This is a genomic window from Vibrio phycocola, assembly GCF_053850235.1.
In genome coordinates this window covers 405,030-424,486 of the sequence record NZ_JBSQDJ010000001.1, presented here as the reverse complement: position 1 = coordinate 424,486, position 19,457 = coordinate 405,030, and the positions used below count along the sequence as shown (strand labels likewise).

The window sequence follows — 19,457 nt, the reverse complement described above, 5'->3', positions numbered from 1 at the left end:
ATATCTAAATGTGTTCCCGGTAAATAATCGATACTTATGTGAACCTAAAAGAATTCATTTTTCAATACCCAATTTATAGGTGAGCTGATACTTAATGTACAGCTTAGAATAGTAAAATTAACACTATGTTGATAATTTACCACTAATTTCTGTCACTTGACGGCTAGGCCTTTCGATGAATAATGTGGTAGTGTTGTTTCGCATCAACGATGATGGAAGTCATGTAATTTGAAACCTTTGCCAATACGTATTTGCCAACACTGTAACCTATCGGTCTCAGTGACACCGCTCGATAAACGTCAAAGTGCCTACTGTCCGCGTTGTAACACCTTACTGTATCAAACAGGTTCTGCTTCTCTTTCTGGCAACTTACCAATAGCCATTACCTGTATAGCTCTCTTAATTCCCTGCCTTTTGTATAACTACCTTCATATTATCCTGTTTGGTGTCGAGATTAATGCCTCTTTCTACCAAGGAGTGCTTGCTCTCATAAGCGAAAATTACTTACCTCTGGCAGGCCTGGTGTTATTTTGCGGTTTCATCGCACCACTGCTAGTCTGCCTATGTGTGATATCAACGCACTACGCGCTGCATAAAAAGTGGTTTGTCTTATTCGATAAAAGTTTAAAACTGATTCATTTGCTCAAGCACTGGGTTATGGTCGATGTCTTTTTGGTTAGCATCGCGATTTCGTGCTTTAAACTCAAAGAGTATGCGGATATCGTGACTTCGCCTCCACTCTACGGCTTACTGTTGTTACAAATATTAACGATTATCCTAGTTAGCCGAGTCAGTGTGCGTCGTTATTGGGAGAGTTGGCATGGTGAGTCACTCTACAACTTTCGAACTAAAGAAATACATTGTAGTCATTGCCATTTGTCACAACCAGCGAATAAACAGTGTGCTCGATGTTTACATCCTCTAAGTGACGATCAACACACGTCTCAGCGCACTTCCGTTCAAAAAACGTGGGCGTATCTGCTCTCTGCCCTTATATGTTTTATCCCAGCAAACTGGTTTGCTATTTCGATTCTGTTTTCTAATGGTGAGAGAACGGAAGATACGATATTTTCTGGCGTTGTAGCGCTAATTAATAGCGGTATGGTTGGAATAGCCATTATCATTTTTGTCGCGAGTATACTCGTACCCGCAATTAAAATTATTGGCCTCAGCTATCTATTAATCTCTGTTCACTTCAAACATATACGATTTCGACGTCAACGTATGATCATTTACTTTATTCTTAAGTGGATTGGTAAATGGTCTATGATTGACTTATTTGTTATATCAATCATGTTAACCTTAATCGACAGAGGTCAAGTGCTCGACTTTGCTCCGGGCCCCGGCGCTATCGCTTTCGGTTTGGTTGTTGTCTTTACTATGCTTGCTACGGACAGTTTTAATCCCAAGTCATTGTGGGCAAACCAAGAAAAAGCTCTCACTACGGAATCTCCTAAAAATGTATAATCAAAATAAAACACCGCAAATCAATGAACCAAATGTAAAAAATATGCGTTCATTGTCGCCTTTATGGTTGTTGCCGCTAGTGACGTTGGTGTTGACTGGGTGGCTAGTTTATCAATCAGTACAAGATGCTGGTGAGCGTATCCAGATTCACTTCTCAGACGCTCAGGGACTTATGGCTGGGCGAACACCGATAAAATATCAAGGCTTGGAAATCGGCATGGTACGTGAGATCAAGCTTGAAAGAGAATCGGATAACATTTATGTCGAAGCCGACATTTACCCCGAAGCTGAATACCTTCTTAGTGGCAGCACGCGTTTCTGGTTAGTAAAGCCCACCGCTTCTTTATCTGGCGTCTCTGGATTAGATGCATTGATTTCAGGAAACTATATTGCTTTATTCCCCGGTGAAAATGATGGTGAAGCCGCGCCAACATCCTACAAGGCACTAAGGAGCGCGCCTCTGGACGTTGGGAAAAGTGACGGTTTAAATATCACACTCAAAGCTCGTGATCTGGGTGGTATAAATATCGGTTCGCCAATCATTTACAAACGCATTCCAATTGGTGAAGTTTATAGCTATCAACTTGATTCCAGTGAAAAATCAGTCAATTTACAAGTCTCTATCAACCCAGAATTCGAAGATATAATCACCGATAAAAGTCGATTTTGGAACGTCAGTGGCATTGCCGCAAAAATCAATATGGCTGGTGTGGACGTACAATTTGAAGACTTGAGCGCTCTTATTAATGGTGCCATTGCCGTTGACTCTCCTGATGAAGGTGACGGGGTAACAGATAACGCCATATTTAGACTTTATGACAACATCGATTCTGCAGGACGTGGAATCTTAATAAACATCATCTTGCCTGAAAACCATAACCTTAATGAAAGCTCTTCGACGATAAACTATCGCGGTATTGAAGTTGGCGCGATCAATCGGATTAAATTTGATAAAAAACGAAAATCCATCATTGCAACAGCTGCAATTCAACCTGCCTTTGCCGATCTATTAAAGGAAAATAGCCAATTTATCATCGAAGAAGCTGAACTTTCGTTTCACGGTATAAAGCATCTCTCCAATTTAATTACTGGAAACTCTTTACAACTGATATCGGGTGAAGGCGAACCTTCTCGACACTTCGTCGCGATCAATCAAGAAAGTTATAACCAACTCGAAACCAATGCGACTAAAATCATTCTTGAAGGTGAAGATACCTTTGGTATCAATGTCGGTAGCGATGTTAAATATCGAGGCGTACCCGTCGGGCGATTAACGGACATCTCTCTCGATCATGATAAAGTCAAGTTTGAGCTCTATATTCAAAATGAGTACATTCACTTAATCCGTAGTAATAATAAATTTTATGTTACTGGACGAATGGAAGCGGACATTACTGATCGTGGCGTGAAATTAGACATGCCACCGATAGCAGATTTCGTTATTGGTGCCATCAATTTTATCAGTGAAGGTGATCAAAAGGTTCAATCTACTTATCACCTATATCCTGATCATAGCTCCGCCGAGCTTGCTAAATTTAATCAAAGTGGCTCAGAGACATATCACTTATTTACGGACAAGTTGCCTTCAATATCAATAAATAGTCCTGTGCTGTATCACAACATTACGGTGGGCTCAGTGAGTGACTTTGGACTCGCGGAAAATGGTGTCGACGTTCAAATCCAAATTGAGCAACGTTACAAACATTTAGTGAACGACAACACCGTTTTTTGGAATCAGTCAGGAGTTAATATTAATGCTTCACTCGCCGGTGTAGATATTCAAACTGGCTCGCTAGAGTCTATTGTGCGTGGCGGAATCTCATTCGATACGGCTCCACAAAAAGGTAAACGTCAGGATGGCAAATGGAAACTATATGATAGCTACCAACACTCAATGCGTTCTGGTGTTGAAATCACTCTATCTGCCAGTGAGTCATATCAATTGCCCCCTGGTACTCAAATTCAATATCAAGGCATAACGGTGGGTGAAACGACAGAAATAACGCCCAACTTCAACGATGGTTCTGTCACCATTAACGCACAAATTTTCCCACAGTTCGTCGAACCCATGACCAGATCTGGTGCCTATTATTGGATTCAGCAATCGTCTAGTCCTGTGGAACAGGTATCAAATTTAAAGAGTTTATTGGTCAAAACCATAAGCGTTGAACCAGGCACAGGGAAGCCAAGACATCAGTTCCAACTCAATACTGTCCCGCAAGTTAAGGGCGGTTTAACGGTTGTTTTACAAAGTGAGAAACGTAATTCAATATCTGTCGGTACCGCTATCACCTATCGCGGAATGAAGGTAGGCAAAGTGATTGATGTGCACTTGGGAGAACTGGCCGACCGAGTCATTATCGTTGCCAATATCGAGAATAAATACGCTTATTTGGTCAGACAAAATACGATATTTTGGAACAACTCTGGTATTGATGTCTCTGTCGGACTATCAGGAGCAGAAGTTAAAACAGGCAGCCTGGACAGTATATTGAGCGGAGGCATCGCTTTCACAACCCCAGAGACACCTCAAATAAAACCTGTCGCAGAGAATGAGGATGTTTACTATCTCAATAACACGAAAAAGAAAGAATGGGACAATTGGAAGCAACCGATACCAAAACCCTAGCTTTTGATTTAAACTAATACCGAACTAAATGCAGCGATATCGCTGCATTTTTATTTTAATATGATCCGCTTTTTTGCGACGAATGAGTATAACCCGTGCACGACAACGTTTATCTTCCTCCAGAATTCTTATCTGCTATTAACGCAACCATGCCTTCAACACATAACATGGACGATTTTATTGCAGCTTGTCGGCGTCCACTACGTAAAAGCATTCGAGTAAATACCTTAAAGATTTCCGTAGCTGAATTTGATGAAGTTGCTCGCAATTTAAATTTACACCTCACCCCGGTCCCTTGGTGTAGCGAGGGATTTTGGTTATCAGAACAGGATAACGATGTATTACTCGGAAATAGTGCTGAACATCTCGCCGGGTTATTTTATATACAAGAAGCCAGTTCGATGATGCCAGTTACTGCCTTATTTAGTGATAATAAAACCGTGCCAAACAGAGTTCTAGATATGGCGGCAGCGCCAGGTTCGAAGTCGACTCAAATAGCAGCAAAAATGAATAACACTGGCCTGTTGGTTGCTAATGAATATTCTGGCAGTCGAATTAAAGCACTTCATGCAAATATAGAACGCTGCGGAATTCGAAACATAGCATTGAGTCAATTTGATGGCCGAGTCTTTGGTGGTTGGTTACCAGAGCAATTTGATTCCGTATTAATTGATGCTCCCTGCTCTGGCGAAGGGATTGTCCGTAAAGATCCCGATGCCATGAAAAATTGGAGCAAAGAGGCAATCAATACCATGGCAGAAGTTCAACGTGGCTTAATAGTGAGTGCATTCCAAGCACTAAAACCAGGTGGTAGCTTGGTGTATTCAACTTGTACATTAAGCAAAGAAGAGAACCACCATATATGTCATTATCTACAACAAGAGTTCCCAGAAGCTGTTGAATTTGAATCACTAGCTGAGCTATTTCCTAGTGCAGATCAGTCCGTTTCTGAGGAAGGCTTTCTTCATATATTTCCACAAACCTACGATTGCGAAGGCTTTTTTGTTGCAAAAATCAAAAAGAAAGCATCGGTCGCGTTTCCTGAGGTTAATAAACGTTTAGGAAAATTTCCCTTTGTTAAAGCAAGTCACAAACAAATTGAATCGATTGCACACTCCCTTAAAACATCACTTGATATAGAATTGCCCAATCAAGGTGTGCTCTGGTTACGTGACACAGAAGTGTGGTTATTTCCTGAAGAACTAGAACCACTATTAAATCAATTTAAATTTGCACGTATGGGTATTAAAATCGCTGAAACCCACAAAAATGGCTATAAATGGCAGCATCAGGTTGCAACCTGCCTTGCCGATGTCAACGGTACTAAAACCGTAGCACTCACCACAGATCAAGCTCGAGAGTGGTTTATGGGAAGAGACGTATACCCTGACCAGGCGCCACAAAAAGAAGTGATCGTGACCTATAACAATATGGCAATTGGACTTGGGAAATGGGTGGGAAATCGTGTAAAAAACAGCCTACCTCGGGAGTTGGTAAAAGATAAGAATTTGTTTTAACAAATGAACTCATTCTCTAACGAGATTTAGCACACAACAGCAAATCTTGTACTACACTTACAGTGTTCATTTTTGTTTCCTAACACTTTTATCGGGCTCAATTGAGCCATCCCCCCGATCCCCAAGCCATCAGTGGTTTGGGGCTTTTTTCGCCTAATACAGACTAAACTAACGATTTAAACTTTACGAATACCATCACTATTAATAGTAATATGACCGCCTTTATAAAGTGCACCGATCGTCTTCTTGAAGGTACCTTTACTTGTTCTGAAAGCGACAAAAATCTCATCTGGGGACGATTTATCGCACAAAGGCAAATAACCGCCCTTCTTCTCCAATAACGTCATGACTTTTTGGCTTAAGTCATCAAACTTTTCGGTCCCCACTTTTTGCAGTGATAAATCAATTTTACCGTCATCTCGGGTTTGTTTTATGTAACCCGTTAAGGTTTTGCCGATAAATAACTTACCGAATACATCTGAAGGGAAAATCATTCCCCAATGTTGACCGTTTATAATCGCCTTAAACCCAAGAGAAGAACGTTCTGCAATTAATAACTCAACGCTTTGGTTGACCGAATAATTTGCTGGTACTTTATCGAGCCACTTATTAAATTTAGTGGTGCCTACAATACGCCCTGATGCATTATCCGTGTATACGTAAACCAAAATTTTACGCCCAACTTCCAAGCGAGAACGTTGCTCACTAAATGGAATAAGCAGATCTTTCTCTTTTATCCCCCAATTGACAAATGCACCAGTGCTATTAACACTTATCACCGTCATAACTCCCCACTCTCCTACTTGCGCAATAGGAGTAGCGGTTGTTGCCATCAATTGACTTTCTGAATCAAAATAGAGAAAAACATCGACACTATCGCCAATCGCAACGTTTTCTTTCAAATTCCGTTTATTTAATAATGTCGTACCATAATCATCAGCGTCTAAAAAAACGCCAAAATCCGTTATTTTAACCACTTCGAGGCGGTTTACCTTTCCTATTTCGATCATTCAACATGTCTCACTGCAAATTTACAGCGATTATACGTTATCTTTGTTATGCTTTCTCTACCTCTTGTTAGAAAACCAATATTGGAGACCCTAATTGATCACCGTCGACAAGCATGACGCGATAACATTAAAAATCTCCCATACTAATGCCAAATCAAAAACATCGAATTTGGACTTATTTCTATTTATTCCTGGCGAGATCGGACTTACGAGTGATGTCATTTCCGAAAACGAATTCTACTACAACTGCATCACTCAAAAGCGTGCCTATCACAGTCAAGAAAACCTATTACCACTCGTACACAGTCGTTTAGCACGAAGAGGCTTACTGTCATCTACTCAATATCGTGTCAGTTTGAGCTTATTTGCTTACCAATATGTCAGTGCATTAAGCCAAGAAGTAAAGTCTCTCATCCAAAAAGGTGAACCAGTTACCAGCGATCAAGTGGATAGTGTTATTGAGCTGTCACTCGATATATTGAAGCGACTACGCAAAACCATCCCCTATGACGAGGTATTGAAACGCTACTACACCAATATTGATAACTACTTATCCTGGTATACAGAACAAAAATTCTTAACCATGGTCGCTCACCTTAATCGTGAAGGTGACTACAAAGAAATAAAAAAACGACTCATAATATTAGCCGAGCGCGAAAAAGCGCACAGAGCCCTTAACCACTATAATTCTGTAAAGGCCGATGGTGATATCAATCGCCTCAGCAATAAGATGCGTTTATTACGCCGGCTCATCGAACATCCCGTCGTCCTTAATCAACGTCTTACTTCACTCGGAAACAACCTCAAGCGAGTAGTAAAAGGCTTCGCTACTGGGCTGGTTATGGTATTTGTTACTATGACTGTGATTACCGCGCGCGACTATTGGGGAGAGATTACCGCTTCTTTTGTTATTTTAATGTCTTTTGTCTATGCATTACGTGAGATATTTAAGGACGATTTACGCGATATCCTATGGCGTTGGATGCGAAAGGGGAAACCTAAATGGAAACGAGAGTACAGCGACCCAAGTACCAACAAAGTAGTCGGGCATAAGACCGAGTGGCTTGATTATAAAAAACTGTCCAAATTACCTGATCGTATCAAGCGCATCCGTAAAAAACGTATTGTCCAGCGAGAAGAAAAAATCATTCATTACCATGCTGAAACCGCAATGTCGACGTCGCGCTTTATGAGTGGCTACGAAGCCACAAAAGAAATGATACATATCGATTTTAGACAAATTTCTAATCTATTCGACCGAAATTCAGGCAAGATTTATTTGGTTAAGAATGACCAAGTCATAAAAGAAAATGTTGAAAAAAGGCACTTATTTAATTTGATAGTTAAAGAAGATAACCACATTGATGAACCTGAATACTATCGCTGGAAGATAGTGCTTAGTCGCAACAAAATTGTCGATATCGAGAAAATCACACTAACAGAACGAGAACTAAAAATGTAATTGAAAAAAAAGGAGGGGAATCCCCTCCTTTATCATTGTGGCTATTCACTTCTAGTATCTAAAAAGAAAACACTACGTCGGCTTTTGATTTACCAGTTAACAAGAACTTTAGTTTTGGATGTTCTTCAATAGCGTTAACAACAACCAATGCGGGTTTCTTGGCGTTGCGTGCAGATTTTATTGCAGTAGTGATCAACGAAGTTACCGCATCATTATCACTCTTATAGAGATAGTCTAATTCTTCGTTATATTTATCTACACCTAATGTAAACTGAGTTAAATGCTCTACGTTTAACACGATACCGTCGAAGTACTGCAACAACTTATCGGCCAAAAGGGCCGAAGAAGGCACATCACATGAATATAGGACTTTAAGGCCATTCAACCCACGAGGTAGACCTTTCTCTGCTAGACGGTCTATAACCGTGGCTGCATCGCTTAGCGCGCGCACAAAAGGCACAACAATCTCTATGTTCACGCCAGAGTTACGCAATATTTTAATCACTTCACATTCAAGTTCGAATGCGAGTTTATAGCTGTCAGATGATAACCTGGAAACCCCACGAATTCCCATCGCAGGATTGACTTCATCATCCTCAAGGCTTCCACCAATCAGTGCCTTATATTCATAACTGTCTGCATCGCTCAAACATAAACGAACTGTCTGATAAGATTCTGAAGCGATGGCATTCTTTATCGTTGAAACTAGTGTTTCAACAAAGTACTCATCCGCTCTTTGTTCGCCAATAACTGCTTTCAAAGCTTGAGCATCGGAGTCTGTTAACTGGTCAATACTTAAGCCAGCGACACTAGGGTGATAAAAGATAGTATCAGCTATCAACTCTGACAAGGAAATATAAAGATGAGATGACTCTTGTTGTACTGTGTTCTCACTAGGCAAGACATGCCCGAGTATCATCTGGTTATCTTCATTTTCAATTGGTTCAAAACTCATTAAAACTCCAACATTACATAAATCGTGCGTTGTTAGGCAAAATACCGAGACAATTAACTAAATACAAGCAGAATCATCCCTAGTAAGTTGGTCTAGCGCTAATTTTCTAACATAATCTCTTCTAACTCATTTCAGCAACAGAAAAACAGCGGTTTGTTTTTATTGCACCAGAATATTGTTCCTTATCAGCCTGATCAATAAAGACGACAACTCGAAGGTTTTCAAGGTGAGCCTGTGCCGCATTTTCCTGTAACTGCTCTAAACTATCAAACCGAGTTTTTTCAGCGTCTCGTCGGCTTAAATCTATATATTCTCCTGTACACTTTTTATCATATAAAACCAGATCCGATTGTTGCATATAACGAGTGGCTTTCATCGGCAGTAATTCCACATCATCCCCATAAAAAATAACAGTACAGTCTGACATTAATATATCAGTGGACTCCAACGCCTGATGATAGCAACCTTCTAAAACCTCAAGATCAGGCGCTTCTTGTACTAATGTACTGGCAAAGAATCGTTCCCAAAAGCGACGACGTAGCTCCACGGAAGTCACTCGCGTTTTAATGTCATCACGTTTAGATGCAGCGAAATCGGCAAGCAATGACAAATTTTTCGGCAAAACCGCTTCTAATGTTTGGCGTACATTACGAATAAGTACAGGTGATGATCCGCCGCTAGATATAGCGAGCTGGATTCTTCCACGGCTGATCATTGAAGGAGTGATAAAATCGCAATAGGGTCGATCATCTACGACATTGACTAGAAGGTTACGTTCATGAGCATCGTGATAAATTCTGTGATTAAGATCGGTATCATCAGTGGTCGCCCATACCTGTACAAGCTCATTTGACAGCTGACTTTTGTGATATTTTTCGTGAATCCACTCACATTTTTTACATTCAATAAATGAGCGTAAGGTCTCTGAAATAGTCGGTGACACAATTGTCACTTTGGCATTTGCCTTTATCAAAGCTTCGACTTTCCGGGTTGCTACCTCGCCGCCACCTACCACCAACACTGGTTTTTCACAAATATCCATAAAAATCGAAAAGTATCGCATTAAATATTAACTCTCTCGTTACATTGATCACATTTAACCCTACCAATATCAGTGCAATACACTAGGGGTACACGGGGTATTTCAAATTAATTATCTAAATTTTTCACGATAGGCAATTGAAAACTTCAAAAAAACACTTTAAATCAAAGTTAAACTCTAACCATAAAGTGTCAGATGAACAATACATTCTGTTGCACCAAAATGATCCTCAATTGCACTATTTACATTCGAATAACAATTCGCCATCCTAAGGTTTAATTATTAAGTATACTTTTTTCACAAATACTGTGAACTACTTAATCATTACTGCTTTTAGAAAGCATTCTAGAATAGCGGAGCTACTCAAGTTACCGAAATAACTAATTGACCACTACGTTAGGTATTTTGTATCAAAAATAAATTGGTAACATACAGAACATACAGGATGGATATAATGGCTAAAAAATTAACACTTATCGCTTCAATTGTAGCTGCATCAGCTACTATGATGTCAGCAAGCGCTTCAGCTGCAGATTCAACGTTAGACAAAGTACTCTCTCAAGGATTTGTTTCTTGTGGCGTAAGTACTGGCTTACCTGGATTCTCAAACCCTAACTCAAAAGGTGAATGGGAAGGTATTGATGTTGAATACTGCCAAGCAGTAGCAGCAGCTGTTCTCGGTGATAAAACTAAAGTTAAATATGTTCCTCTAACGGCTAAAGAACGCTTCACTGCTCTACAATCAGGTGAAATCGACGTACTGTCTCGCAACACAACTTGGACTCTTCAACGTGATACGGCGTTAGGACTTAACTTCGTTGGTGTTAACTACTATGACGGCCAAGGCTTCATGGTGAAGAAAGATCTGGGTGTAAACAGTGTAAGTGAGCTAGATGGTGCGTCAGTATGTATCCAATCTGGTACAACAACAGAACTCAACCTTGCTGATTACTTCCGCAAAGAAGGTATGAGCTATAAGCCAGTCGTATTTGATACATCAGCTCAAACCTCTGCTGGTTTTGATTCTGGTCGTTGTGACGTACTAACCACCGACCAATCGGGTCTTTATGCTCTTCGTCTAAACCTTGCTGCTCCAGACTCTGCACAAGTATTACCTGAAATCATTTCTAAAGAGCCTCTAGGTCCTGTTGTCCGTCAAGATGATGACAAATGGTTTAACGTTGCTAAATGGACTCTATTTGCGATGATTAACGCAGAAGAATACGGTATAACATCTGAGAATGCTGATGAAATGCTTAAGTCTAACGATCCAAACGTTCTTCGCATTCTTGGCCAAGATGGACCGAAAGGCGGAAGCTTAGGGATTCGCGATGACTGGGGTTACCAAGTAATTAAACAAGTTGGTAACTATGGTGAGTCTTTTGAGCGTACGGTAGGTACTGGTTCTCCACTACAGATTTCACGTGGTGTTAACGCATTATGGAATGCAGGTGGCTTCCAATATGCTCCACCAATTCGTTAATAGTTAAATCCGTAATAGAAATATTGATAAATGGGCGGACGCTGTCCGCCCTTTTATTTTTGAACATGTATTTTTAAACATGGATTAGAGGTTAACGCTGTATGAAACCCAATAATGATAAAGTGTCTGAAGCGGACGAAACATTGCCGTCAACAAGCACAAATATTTTTTACAACCCCACTTTTAGATCGATAGCATTTCAAATCATTGCAATATGTGCATTGGTTCTTTTTATATTTACGATCGTCAACAATGCCCTGACTAACTTAGAATCACGCGGTATCGCAACGGGTTTCGCTTTTCTAGATCAACCTGCTGGGTTCGGCATTAGCCAATCATTGGTTGACTACACTGAAACCGATACCTATGGGCGCACTTTTGTTGTTGGATTATTAAACACTGCATTGGTGTCCGTTTTAGGCATCATCTTTGCGACCATCATCGGATTTTCATTAGGTATTGCTCGACTTTCGAGTAACTGGTTAATAAGTCGCTTAGCTGCGGTTTACATTGAAACATTTCGTAATATTCCTTTACTACTTCAGATTTTCTTCTGGTATTTTGCCGTTTTACAAGCACTGCCATCACCAAGACAAAGTATGTCACTTGGCGAGGCCATTTTCTTAAATGTTCGCGGTCTATCCATTCCAGCTCCAATATTTGAATCAGGTAGTGGTCTAATTTTGGCTACCTTGATTATCGGTATTGCACTCACGATTTGGGTAGCGAGATGGGCGAGCCAAAGACAAAAGGAAACTGGGCAAATTACCCCTGTTTATCGCTATTTTATTGGCTTATGTATTGTTATGCCTCTTGCGGTTTACTTTATTACTGGAATGCCAATCTCTGCCGATTATCCAGAATTAAAAGGATTTAATTTCCGTGGAGGAATTAGTATTCTTCCTGAACTAGGCGCGTTGCTTATCGCACTTTCAATTTATACCGCGGCATTTATTGCTGAAATTGTACGTTCAGGTATTAACGCAGTGAGTCATGGTCAGTCTGAGGCGGCAATGTCTCTAGGACTCCCTCGAACTAGAACACTTAAATTAATTATTATTCCTCAAGCACTACGTATCATTATTCCGCCGTTAACCAGTCAGTATTTAAACTTAACCAAAAACTCGTCATTAGCCATGGCGATTGGGTATCCTGACTTAGTTGCGGTATTCGCGGGTACAACACTAAACCAAACCGGACAAGCCATTGAGATCATGTCGATGACGATGGGTGTCTATTTAACATTGAGTATCTTAACTTCAGTGCTAATGAACCTATATAACCGTAAAGTTAGTTTGGTGGAGAGATAATATGAAAGTACAAAAAGTACATCAATTTCAACCTGATTTACCACCACCGTCGAATACTACTGGTGTGATGGGTTGGATGCTGAAAAACCTATTCAATAATCCAATTAACTCTATCGCGACGGTTCTAATTGGAATATTGGCCTTTGAAGGATTGTGGGTTTTAGCAGAGTGGGCATTTATTAATGCAGATTGGGTTGGTACAACTCGCGATGCCTGTACCAGTGACGGCGCTTGTTGGGTATTTATTAGCGTTCGTTTTGACCAGTTTATGTATGGTTTTTACCCAGAAGCAGAACTTTGGCGACCACAGTTATTTTTCGCATCTCTAGCGATTCTCGTGGGTTTGCTGGCGTATGACAAAACCCCAAAACGCGGTTGGATTTTTCTATTCACTGTTACAGTCTACCCAATTTTTATTGGTGAGTTGCTAGAAGGATCGTTATTTGGACTGCCAGTAGTAGAAACCCATAAATGGGGCGGATTATTAGTGACATTAATTATCGCTCTAGTTGGTATTGTTGTCTCGCTACCTATCGGAATTGTGCTCGCATTAGGCCGCCGTTCAGAAATGCCGGTAATCCGAAGTTTGAGTACAGTTTATATTGAGCTTTGGCGTGGTGTACCATTAATCACAGTATTGTTTATGGCATCAGTTATGTTACCTCTGTTCTTATCAGAGGGTTCTGAAACAAATAAACTGGTTCGAGCGTTGATTGGGGTCGTACTGTTCAGTGCTGCTTATATGGCTGAAGTAATACGTGGTGGCCTACAAGCGATTCCAAGTGGACAATATGAAGCCGCCGATGCTCTAGGACTCGGTTATTGGAAGAAGATACGACTGGTTATTTTGCCACAAGCTCTTAAGATTACGATTCCTTCCATTGTGAATACCTTTATCGGTCTATTTAAAGACACCAGTCTTGTATTGATAATCGGTATGTTCGATGTGTTGGGTATCGGTCAAGCCGCCAACACTGACCCAGAATGGTTAGGCTTCTCAACAGAAAGTTACATCTTTGTCGCGTTAGTGTTCTGGATATTTTGTTTTAGCATGTCGAGATACTCGATGTGGTTAGAAAACAAACTACACACCGGCCACAAACGATAATAAAATTTAAAGGAACGTATTATGACGCAACAAAAATCAGAAGAACTCATGATCCGTATTAAGGATATGAATAAGTGGTACGGTGAGTTCCATGTATTAAAGAATATCAACCTGAAAGTCACCAAGGGCGAGAAAATCGTCATCTGTGGTCCTTCTGGGTCTGGTAAATCAACGATGATTCGCTGTATCAACCGCCTAGAAGAGCACCAGAAAGGTAAGATCGTCGTCAACGGTACCGAGCTTACTGAAGATCTCAAAAACATCGAAGCCGTTCGCCGCGAAGTAGGAATGTGTTTTCAACACTTTAATCTCTTCCCACATTTAACAGTTTTGGAAAACTGCACTCTAGCGCCTATTTGGGTTAAGAAAATGCCTAAAGCTGAAGCGGAAGAAATCGCGATGAAATATTTGGAACGCGTAAAGATCCCCAATCAAGCCAATAAGTACCCAGGTCAACTTTCAGGTGGTCAACAACAGCGTGTTGCGATTGCTCGTTCATTATGTATGAGCCCTCAAGTAATGCTATTTGATGAACCTACTTCAGCGCTCGATCCTGAAATGGTTCGTGAAGTACTTGATGTTATGGTCGAATTAGCGAGCGAAGGGATGACAATGTTATGTGTAACTCATGAAATGGGCTTTGCTAAAGAAGTCGCTGACAGAGTAATTTTCATGGATGCAGGGGAAATAATCGAAGAGAACAACCCTGTTGAATTCTTTGAAAACCCACAATCTGATCGAACGCAAAACTTCTTGTCTCAGATTTTAAGCCACTAGTTTTTATTTAAACGACAGTGTTAATTATGATATGAGGGCGCAAAGAGCGCCCTTTTTATTTGAACCTGTAGAAACGTAAAATTGTGTTACAACTTTACTCAACATTATTTTTTGTTTTTATTTATTATAAATGAAAGAAAAAATGATTAGGGGTTGAATAGATGAACTTTTTACCCCATAAAGGTCTATATAAATACATACAATAACCATTCGAGGAAGAGTATGAACAGTCCAATGTATTCTCGCACGTCAACTCAAGACAGTGTTCTGCAAACGAATAAGGTATTACGAAATACTTATGCCCTGCTTTCTATGACATTGTTATGGTCTGCAGTTATTGCTGGGGTAGCGATGGCCTACAACCTTCCTCACCCTGGTATGATTATCATGTTAGTTGCTTTCTATGGCCTACTATTCATGATTGAAAAAAATCGCAATAACAGCCTTGGCTTAGTGTTTACTTTCGCACTCACTGGCTTCATGGGTTATACCTTAGGTCCAATACTCAATATGTATATTGGTGCTGGTATGGGTGAAGTTGTTACTACCGCATTAGGTGGTACTGCACTTACATTCTTTGCAGCATCAGCATATGCTCTAACCACTAAGCGTGATTTATCATTTCTAAATGGTATGTTAATGGCTGGCTTCGTTGTCATTGTCGTTGGAATGATCGCTTCATTCTTCATTCAAATGCCAATGCTACACTTAGCAATGAGCGGCATGTTTGTGCTGTTTTCTACTGGTGTTATTTTGCTTACTACGCAAAACATTGTTCGCGGCGGTGAAACTAACTACATCTCTGCAACAGTAAGTTTATATGTATCAATCTATAACTTGTTCATTAGCTTACTAAGCATACTTGGTGTTATGAACGACGACTAATCTCTCGTTGAACATCTTGATTAAACAAAGCTCGGACACTCTGTCCGAGCTTTTTTATTTCCTGAACTCATATTATAATCCCCTCCCTTTTCGAAAACCACGCTGCAAGTCTGAATACCGAGGTCATCATGCTCAACTACAACGGAAATTTAATCGAAACAGATAATCAAGGTTACTTACTTGACTACACCCTGTGGGATGAGGGAATGATAGAACTGCTAGCGGTTGATGAAGGAATAGAATTAACCTCTGATCATCTTGAAGTGATATGGTTTGTACGTCGCTTTTACGAAGAATTTAACACCTCTCCAGCCATTCGGATGCTAGTAAAAGCGATGGAGAAAGAGTACGGTCCTGAAAAAGGAAACAGCAAATACCTGTTTAAGTTGTTTCGTAAAGGCCCTGCTAAGCAAGCCACCAAACTGGCTGGATTGCCCAAGCCAGCTAAATGTCTCTAATGCATCAGATGATTGCAAACCCACGATAGATTTTGTCACTTTGATATGTTGCTCGCTTTACACGAGCGACTTGCGCTGCAGGTGAGCCTTGATGCAACCATTGAAACAGTGCTTCACGCTTTTCTTCATCTCCACAAGCTACAACTTCCACATCCCCGTTGTATAAATTTTTAGCGTACCCAGTCAAACCTAACTTCAACCCTTGATGAGAAGTAAAATAACGAAAGCCAACACCTTGAACCATTCCAGACACGGTAAATTTCTCGTAATTATTCATTAGTTTCACCTTCTCTGTTTCAAATTAAACACATTTATTATCGGCTTTTTTAGGGATTTTGAATTTGATTAGCATCTCAATATTCAATTACGAATTTATGACGCATATTCATCGTAATCAAGTTTGATTTTTACCAATACTTCTATAACAATACAGCCCCTTATTCAGATTGAGCATTTACCATGACAGCCGCTATCTACTTAGCAAAAGGAAGAGAAAAATCTCTACAACGTCGACACCCTTGGATTTTTTCACGAGGCATAGAGAGAATCGAAGGCGATGTTACTCTCGGACAAACTGTCGATGTTTATACTCATTCAGGACAGTGGTTGGCAAAGGCTGGATATTCTCCAGAATCTCAAATCCGCGCACGAGTATGGAGCTTTATCAAACAAGAGATAGATACTTCATTCTTTGTTGGAAAGATCAAACGAGCTCAATTGTTACGAGACGATATCATTGAACGGGATGGCTTAACAGGCTATCGCCTGATTGCTGCTGAAAATGATGGTTTACCGGGTATAACCATCGATCGTTACGGAGATTTTCTTGTATGCCAAATATTAAGTGCCCCAGCCGAGCATCAGAAAGATAAGCTAGTTGAAGCTTTAAAACAATGCTTCCCTACCTGTTCAATTTACGAGCGTTCTGATGTGGCCGTTCGTAAAAAAGAAGGATTAAAACCTTCTGTAGGCGTATTGCATGGTCAAGAGCCACCAGAGATCGTTGTTATTGAAGAAAATGGCGTAAAAATTGGCGTAGATATTGTTAATGGCCACAAAACAGGCTTTTATTTAGACCAAAGAGATAGCCGTCAGCAGTCACTAAAATACGTTAAGGACAAAGAAGTCTTAAACTGCTTCTCATACACGGGTGGTTTTGGTTTGTACGCTCTAAAAGGTGGAGCCAAACGCGTTATAAATGCAGATGTCTCACAACCCGCACTGGATAATGCCAAGCAAAATGCAATTCTTAACGACTTCGACATATCGAAGAAACGCGCGGTATTTCTTAATGCCGACGTTTTTAAACTGCTGCGTGAATATCGTGACCAAGGTACTCAGTTTGATGTCGTTATTATGGATCCGCCAAAATTTGCTGAATCCAAAGCTCAGCTAAATGGTGCATGCCGTGGTTACAAAGACATCAACATGTTGGCGATGCAAATCTTAAAACCAGGTGGCACCCTACTCACTTATTCATGTTCTGGCCTTATGGACCATGGTTTGTTCCAAAAAATCATCGCAGATGCAGCTCTCGATGCTAAGCGCGAAGTGAAATTTGTGGAGCGTTTTGAACAAGCAGCAGACCACCCAACTGACTCCGCTTACCCTGAAGGTTTCTATCTGAAAGGGTTTGCCTGTAAAGTGCTCTGATTGAGTATACTAAGATATTCTCGCTTAATCATAAGTTAAAATAACAAAGCTCAGGCGTGAGCTTTGTTATTACTCTTTTTCGGCTTTAGATTAAAGCCTCAAGCTCGATTCGCTCCCGTTATAATAACGGCAATCCTATCCTCTAATTTCCCTTGTTGATGTGCAGCCATAACTCCAGCAATTCCTGCTGCACCTGATGGCTCAAGCAACATTCTTTCTTCAAATTCAGCCAATTTAACTGCTGATTCGATCTGTTCTTCGTCGACGAGGATGATATCATCAACAAGTCCAATCATATCTTCAACAGATTCAGGAACAGGCACACGAATTGCGAGGCCGTCAGCGATAGTATTCACTTTCTCACGATTGACTGGTGATGAACTCTTCCAACTGCAATACATCGAGTCAGCTCCTTTCGGCACTATCCCCACAATTTTAGTTCCCGGAGACGACGCTTTAATCCAACGTGCCACTCCAGTGATCAAGGCTCCGTTGCCGACCGGAATATATATCGCGTCAAAGAATATGCCGCTCGACGTTAGCTCTACACCAACAGAGCCTGCTCCCTCAGATACAGCGCCAATCTGACCATCCTCGACAAATTGATACCCTCTTTCTTGGCTATACGCTTTAGCTCTACTTTTGGCACTATCAAAATCGTCACCAAATACGATCACATTTGCTCCAAGTTCCTTAATTTTTTCGACTTTCACTTGACTGGCATTGGTTGCGACGAAAACGGTTAATGGATAAGAACGTTCACGACAACTCCAAGCTAACGCCATTCCCCAATTGCCCGCACTCGCACACACTAACGGTGTCACTTCATTCTTTTGCTCAAGAACCGACAAATAGTTTTCAGCACCTCGACCTTTAAAACAACGTAATGGGTTGTCTGTTTCATCCTTCAAATACAACTTAGTTCCAAACATATTCCCCAACACTTTAGATTCTCTTAATGATCCATTTAAAAATAGGGGATCAATTCGTCCTTGTGATTGTTTTATATTGTTGAGGCTAAGTCGATGTGATGTTAAATTTTGAGAAAATAAATGTGATTCGTGGGCCGAAACGGTATTGTTTTCATTAGCATAATCGACCATCAATATGCCATCTAGGTGCTCTAACTCATGTTGAAGAAGCTCAGAAATGTCAGCAGGTAAATGGTGCCAGCATTGGATTTCTCCCACTTCGTTTTGAAACGTGATACTGATGCTGCTGTGACGCCTAACTTTGACTCGAGTCTCTGGAGTGCTCAGACAATCATCCCAAACTTCTTGATGTTCTTCACTGCGCCAAATAATTTCCGGGTTTACTAATGTAATCGGGTCTGCACCAAGATTTATCACCACAATTCTTAACGACACTCCCACTTGTGGCGCTGCCATTGCTCGACCAAAACCAAGACGTTGACGCACCTCAGTTAACGACGCATGCAAGTCGGCAGTGAGTTGTAAAAAATTGCTGTCAAACAACGTAACGGGGTCCGCTATTTGTCGAAGGCAGCCAGAATGATCGGTGTCGGGAGTTAATATAGTCATCACTGTTGACATAAGTCTATATCCTATTTTTGTCGTATTATTAATGAATTATAAGTCTTGTATAACCTCAACTTAGAGTCATTATGCTAAGCGACATCGACAACGAAGTGCTCTATATATTCAACAAAAATTGCAGCTATTAAGCGCGTTGCACTGTAAA

At 40.6% G+C, this 19,457-nt stretch carries 16 protein-coding genes; 11 read left to right on the top strand and 5 right to left on the bottom strand.

Features of this window, described 5'->3' with window-relative positions; all coding sequences use genetic code 11:
- Positions 1-228: 228 nt before the first annotated feature.
- From ACWU4D_RS01935 to rsmF, 3 genes are all read left to right on the top strand, one after another.
- On the top strand, positions 229-1,467 hold the full coding sequence (locus ACWU4D_RS01935; RefSeq protein ID WP_456049687.1) for a PqiA/YebS family transporter subunit: 1,239 nt from the start codon (positions 229-231) through the stop codon (positions 1,465-1,467).
- Complete coding sequence (locus tag ACWU4D_RS01930) at positions 1,460-4,096, top strand: MlaD family protein (RefSeq protein WP_456049686.1); 2,637 nt, start codon at positions 1,460-1,462, stop codon at positions 4,094-4,096. The genes ACWU4D_RS01935 and ACWU4D_RS01930 overlap by 8 nt, the downstream gene beginning before the upstream one ends.
- 95 nt (positions 4,097-4,191) lie before the next feature.
- Positions 4,192-5,613, top strand: coding sequence for a 16S rRNA (cytosine(1407)-C(5))-methyltransferase RsmF (gene rsmF / locus ACWU4D_RS01925; protein WP_456049685.1), 1,422 nt, complete (start codon positions 4,192-4,194; stop codon positions 5,611-5,613).
- Between the two features lie 176 nt (positions 5,614-5,789).
- Here rsmF and ACWU4D_RS01920 read toward each other — a convergent pair whose 3' ends face one another.
- Entirely contained in the window at positions 5,790-6,623 is an 834-nt protein-coding gene (locus tag ACWU4D_RS01920; protein WP_456049684.1) for a CvfB family protein, read from the bottom strand.
- 94 nt (positions 6,624-6,717) lie between these two features.
- Here ACWU4D_RS01920 and ACWU4D_RS01915 point away from each other — a divergent pair, with 94 nt between their 5' ends.
- Positions 6,718-8,085, top strand: a complete 1,368-nt coding sequence (locus ACWU4D_RS01915) for a hypothetical protein (protein ID WP_456049683.1) — start codon at positions 6,718-6,720, stop codon at positions 8,083-8,085.
- Between the two features lie 58 nt (positions 8,086-8,143).
- On the opposite strand, the gene ACWU4D_RS01910 is transcribed toward ACWU4D_RS01915, so the two are convergent.
- Complete coding sequence (locus tag ACWU4D_RS01910; protein WP_456049682.1) at positions 8,144-9,040, bottom strand: putative PEP-binding protein; 897 nt, start codon at positions 9,038-9,040, stop codon at positions 8,144-8,146.
- Positions 9,041-9,161: 121 nt separating this feature from the next.
- Complete coding sequence (locus tag ACWU4D_RS01905; RefSeq protein WP_456049681.1) at positions 9,162-10,103, bottom strand: NAD(P)-dependent oxidoreductase; 942 nt, start codon at positions 10,101-10,103, stop codon at positions 9,162-9,164.
- Positions 10,104-10,536: 433 nt separating this feature from the next.
- Here ACWU4D_RS01905 and ACWU4D_RS01900 point away from each other — a divergent pair, with 433 nt between their 5' ends.
- From ACWU4D_RS01900 to ACWU4D_RS01875, 6 genes are all read left to right on the top strand, one after another.
- Complete coding sequence (locus tag ACWU4D_RS01900) at positions 10,537-11,565, top strand: amino acid ABC transporter substrate-binding protein (RefSeq protein WP_456049680.1); 1,029 nt, start codon at positions 10,537-10,539, stop codon at positions 11,563-11,565.
- A 101-nt stretch (positions 11,566-11,666) separates the two neighbouring features.
- Complete coding sequence (locus ACWU4D_RS01895; RefSeq protein ID WP_456049679.1) at positions 11,667-12,875, top strand: amino acid ABC transporter permease; 1,209 nt, start codon at positions 11,667-11,669, stop codon at positions 12,873-12,875.
- Position 12,876: 1 nt separating this feature from the next.
- Positions 12,877-13,983 carry an amino acid ABC transporter permease gene (locus ACWU4D_RS01890; protein WP_456049678.1) on the top strand — a complete coding sequence of 369 codons (1,107 nt, stop codon included), beginning with the start codon at positions 12,877-12,879 and terminating at the stop codon, positions 13,981-13,983.
- A gap of 21 nt (positions 13,984-14,004) precedes the next feature.
- Positions 14,005-14,760, top strand: a complete 756-nt coding sequence (locus ACWU4D_RS01885) for an amino acid ABC transporter ATP-binding protein (protein WP_456049677.1) — start codon at positions 14,005-14,007, stop codon at positions 14,758-14,760.
- 222 nt (positions 14,761-14,982) lie between these two features.
- Positions 14,983-15,645: a Bax inhibitor-1/YccA family protein gene (locus ACWU4D_RS01880; protein ID WP_456049676.1), complete on the top strand. Its 663-nt coding sequence runs from the start codon at positions 14,983-14,985 to the stop codon at positions 15,643-15,645.
- A 128-nt stretch (positions 15,646-15,773) separates the two neighbouring features.
- On the top strand, positions 15,774-16,103 hold the full coding sequence (locus ACWU4D_RS01875) for a TusE/DsrC/DsvC family sulfur relay protein (protein ID WP_456049675.1): 330 nt from the start codon (positions 15,774-15,776) through the stop codon (positions 16,101-16,103).
- A gap of 4 nt (positions 16,104-16,107) precedes the next feature.
- On the opposite strand, the gene yccX is transcribed toward ACWU4D_RS01875, so the two are convergent.
- Positions 16,108-16,380: an acylphosphatase gene (gene yccX, locus ACWU4D_RS01870; protein ID WP_456049674.1), complete on the bottom strand. Its 273-nt coding sequence runs from the start codon at positions 16,378-16,380 to the stop codon at positions 16,108-16,110.
- 182 nt (positions 16,381-16,562) lie between these two features.
- On the opposite strand from yccX, the gene ACWU4D_RS01865 reads away from it, so the two are divergent.
- Positions 16,563-17,756 carry a class I SAM-dependent methyltransferase gene (locus ACWU4D_RS01865; RefSeq protein ID WP_456049673.1) on the top strand — a complete coding sequence of 398 codons (1,194 nt, stop codon included), beginning with the start codon at positions 16,563-16,565 and terminating at the stop codon, positions 17,754-17,756.
- Positions 17,757-17,854: 98 nt separating this feature from the next.
- On the opposite strand, the gene ACWU4D_RS01860 is transcribed toward ACWU4D_RS01865, so the two are convergent.
- Positions 17,855-19,309, bottom strand: coding sequence for a pyridoxal-phosphate dependent enzyme (locus tag ACWU4D_RS01860; RefSeq protein WP_456049672.1), 1,455 nt, complete (start codon positions 19,307-19,309; stop codon positions 17,855-17,857).
- Between the last annotated feature and the right edge of the window lie 148 nt (positions 19,310-19,457).

Coding starts and splice junctions, on each gene's coding strand:
- ACWU4D_RS01930 (WP_456049686.1), top strand. CDS start 1,460: ATGTATAATCAAAATAAAACACCGCAAATCAATGAACCAAATGTAAAA.
- ACWU4D_RS01920 (WP_456049684.1), bottom strand. CDS start 6,623: ATGATCGAAATAGGAAAGGTAAACCGCCTCGAAGTGGTTAAAATAACG.
- ACWU4D_RS01910 (WP_456049682.1), bottom strand. CDS start 9,040: ATGAGTTTTGAACCAATTGAAAATGAAGATAACCAGATGATACTCGGG.
- ACWU4D_RS01905 (WP_456049681.1), bottom strand. CDS start 10,103: ATGCGATACTTTTCGATTTTTATGGATATTTGTGAAAAACCAGTGTTG.
- ACWU4D_RS01900 (WP_456049680.1), top strand. CDS start 10,537: ATGGCTAAAAAATTAACACTTATCGCTTCAATTGTAGCTGCATCAGCT.
- ACWU4D_RS01895 (WP_456049679.1), top strand. CDS start 11,667: ATGAAACCCAATAATGATAAAGTGTCTGAAGCGGACGAAACATTGCCG.
- ACWU4D_RS01890 (WP_456049678.1), top strand. CDS start 12,877: ATGAAAGTACAAAAAGTACATCAATTTCAACCTGATTTACCACCACCG.
- ACWU4D_RS01885 (WP_456049677.1), top strand. CDS start 14,005: ATGACGCAACAAAAATCAGAAGAACTCATGATCCGTATTAAGGATATG.
- ACWU4D_RS01880 (WP_456049676.1), top strand. CDS start 14,983: ATGAACAGTCCAATGTATTCTCGCACGTCAACTCAAGACAGTGTTCTG.
- ACWU4D_RS01875 (WP_456049675.1), top strand. CDS start 15,774: ATGCTCAACTACAACGGAAATTTAATCGAAACAGATAATCAAGGTTAC.
- yccX (WP_456049674.1), bottom strand. CDS start 16,380: ATGAATAATTACGAGAAATTTACCGTGTCTGGAATGGTTCAAGGTGTT.
- ACWU4D_RS01865 (WP_456049673.1), top strand. CDS start 16,563: ATGACAGCCGCTATCTACTTAGCAAAAGGAAGAGAAAAATCTCTACAA.
- ACWU4D_RS01860 (WP_456049672.1), bottom strand. CDS start 19,309: ATGTCAACAGTGATGACTATATTAACTCCCGACACCGATCATTCTGGC.